The organism is Mycobacterium sp. E2462 (genome assembly GCF_001672685.1).
Classification (GTDB): domain Bacteria; phylum Actinomycetota; class Actinomycetes; order Mycobacteriales; family Mycobacteriaceae; genus Mycobacterium.
Map to the genome: position 1 here is coordinate 1 of NZ_LZKC01000479.1, position 2,322 is coordinate 2,322.

At 74.0% G+C, this 2,322-nt stretch carries 3 protein-coding genes; 2 read left to right on the forward strand and 1 reads right to left on the reverse strand.

Going from position 1 to position 2,322, the window contains the following annotated elements:
- A partial coding sequence (locus A5714_RS25755; RefSeq protein WP_197513917.1) for a winged helix-turn-helix domain-containing protein occupies positions 1–110 on the forward strand: 110 nt, incomplete at its 5' end.
- Positions 107–1,618, forward strand: coding sequence for a HAMP domain-containing sensor histidine kinase (locus tag A5714_RS24690; protein WP_068289893.1), 1,512 nt, complete (start codon positions 107–109; stop codon positions 1,616–1,618). The genes A5714_RS25755 and A5714_RS24690, both read left to right, overlap by 4 nt.
- Positions 1,619–1,673: 55 nt before the next feature.
- Here the strand turns inward: A5714_RS24690 and A5714_RS26425 are convergent, their stop codons facing one another.
- Complete coding sequence (locus A5714_RS26425) at positions 1,674–1,898, reverse strand: hypothetical protein (protein WP_156747488.1); 225 nt, start codon at positions 1,896–1,898, stop codon at positions 1,674–1,676.
- Positions 1,899–2,322 lie beyond the last annotated feature (424 nt).

Sequence of the window (2,322 nt, forward strand, 5' to 3'; positions counted from 1 at the left end):
TGGTGCAGGTGCACGTCAGCGGACTGCGCCGCAAGCTCGAGGCGCACGGCCCGCGGATCCTGCACACCGTCCGCGGCATCGGTTACCGGCTCGCGCCGCAACGCTCATGACGGTGGGCTTGTCGACCCCGACGCCGTCGCTGCAACGGCGGGTGACGCTGCTGGTCGTCGCGCTGCTGGCCGTGTTGCTGGTGGTGCTCGGCGCGACGGTCGACGTGAGCCTGGGCATCCTGGCCCGCCGGAATCTGCACGACCGGCTGCTCGCGGCGACGTCGCGCGCGGACGCCCTGGTCTCCGTGCACACCTCCAACGACCTCATCGCCGCCGAACTGAACGGCGGCGGGGTGCGCGCCCTCGTCGTCACCGCCGACGGCACCGCCTACGGCGATCGCAGCATCAGCCCCGACACCGCGGCCGGATCGGTGGTCCCACCGCCGTTTCCGCCGCCGCCTGCGTGGCCGCCGCCGTATGCGCCGGGCCCGCCGCCATACGCGCCCGGGCCGCCGTACCCGCCGCTAGGCATGCCGCCCTGGCCGCCACCCCCGCCTCCGCCGCCCCAGCCCGCCGGGGCCACCGCCACGGCGGTGGTGCATCCGCTCCCGGACGGCGCCCGCCTCATCTTGGTCGCCGACACCACCCAGACGACGCAGGTCACCCACCAGCTGCGCCTGCTGATGATCGGAGCGGGCGTCGTGACTCTGCTGCTCGCCGCCCTGCTGCTGGTCGTGGTCAGCCGGGCCGCGCTGCGGCCGTTGGACCGGTTGACGGCGCTCGCCAACGACATCCGGACCGGCGACCGGGGTCGGCGGCTGCATCCCGACCGTGCGGACACCGAATTAGGCCGCGCCGCAACCGCGTTCGATGGGATGCTGGACGCGTTGGAGGCCTCGGAGGGCCGGGCTCAGCGGGCCGCCGACGCCGCCCGGCGCGCCGAGACGGCGATCCGGCGTTTCCTGGTCGACGCGGCGCACGAGTTGCGCACCCCGATCGCGGGCATGCAGGTCGCCGCCGAGCAAGTCGCCAACAGCGCCTCGCAGCGCGACGGCGACGAGGCGGCCCAGGCGCAGTATCGGCGGGCGACGCTACTGCTGTCCGACGCCCGACGGGCCGGCCGGCTCGTCAACGACATGCTGGACCTCAGCCGCATCGACGCGGGTCTGCCCCTGGACCGGCGCGAGGTCGACCTCGCGGCCGTCGTGACCGCCGAAGCCGACCGGGCCGCCATGCTGGCGCCGCAATTGTCGGTCAGCCGCACGGGTCTCGACACGCTGATGGTCAACGCGGACCCGACCCGGCTCGCTCAGATCCTGTCGAATCTGCTCGACAACGCCCGCCGCCACACGCCGCCCGGCGGCGCCATCGTCGTCGACCTGAGCGTGCGCGACGGCGCCGCCGAGGTGACCGTCACCGACAGCGGCCCCGGCATCCCCGACGACCAGCGCGACAAGATCTTCGAACGCCTGGTCCGTCTCGATGCCGGGCGCGCTCGCGACCACGGCGGCGCCGGGCTGGGGCTGCCGATCGCGAGGGCGCTGGCCCGGGCGCACGGCGGCGAGTTGGAATGTCTGGCGGATCGCGGGGGAGCCGTGTTCCGGCTGCGCCTGCCGCTGAACCGGTGACGAACGCCGCCGAGCGGTGACCTTCGAACGGAAGGCACCGCTCGGCGGATCGAGATCAGAAGCCGGGCGGCGGCGGCGGACGGAACGGGTCGCCCGGCCCCGGTGGCGGTGGCGGCCCGAATGGTCCGCCCGGACCGAACGGTCCGCCGGGGTGCGGTCCCGGCTGGCCGGGTGGCGGTGGCGGTGGCGGCGGATCCGCGCTGGCAACCGCGGCGCTCCATCCCGCCGCCCCGACGCTGCCGGCGAGCAGCGCCCCGGCGATCAAGCGCTTCATCTTCATTCGATCCATCTCCTCTCGGTTGGCGCCCATCGACCGCGAGAGATGCGGCGGCAAGCCGGTGCATCCCCGCGGCTGGGTGGGGACGCGATGCCCGGGCGCCCGGTTTCCCCCGCAGCCATCTCATGGCGATGCCGCGACGGTAGGAAGTGAGGCTGAAGCGAACCTGAAGAACTGTCCGCCGCTCACGCCGGAGCGGAAGGCGTGGGCGAAGTGCCCGCCTCGTAGCGACAACGGCAGTGTGGCGGCGTGCCTCCGCGCTCGCGTGGTTGCGTCGGGCGCGTTTGTCGCCCGGGCGCTTCCCTGCCACCGCGCTACACCTAGCTCCCGTCGGGCGCGTTTGTCGCTGTGAGGCGGGCACTTCGCCCATGCCCTACTTTTCTGAGACCCGTGAGAAAGCGGCCCGTCACCCGTGCGCGGCGGGCGC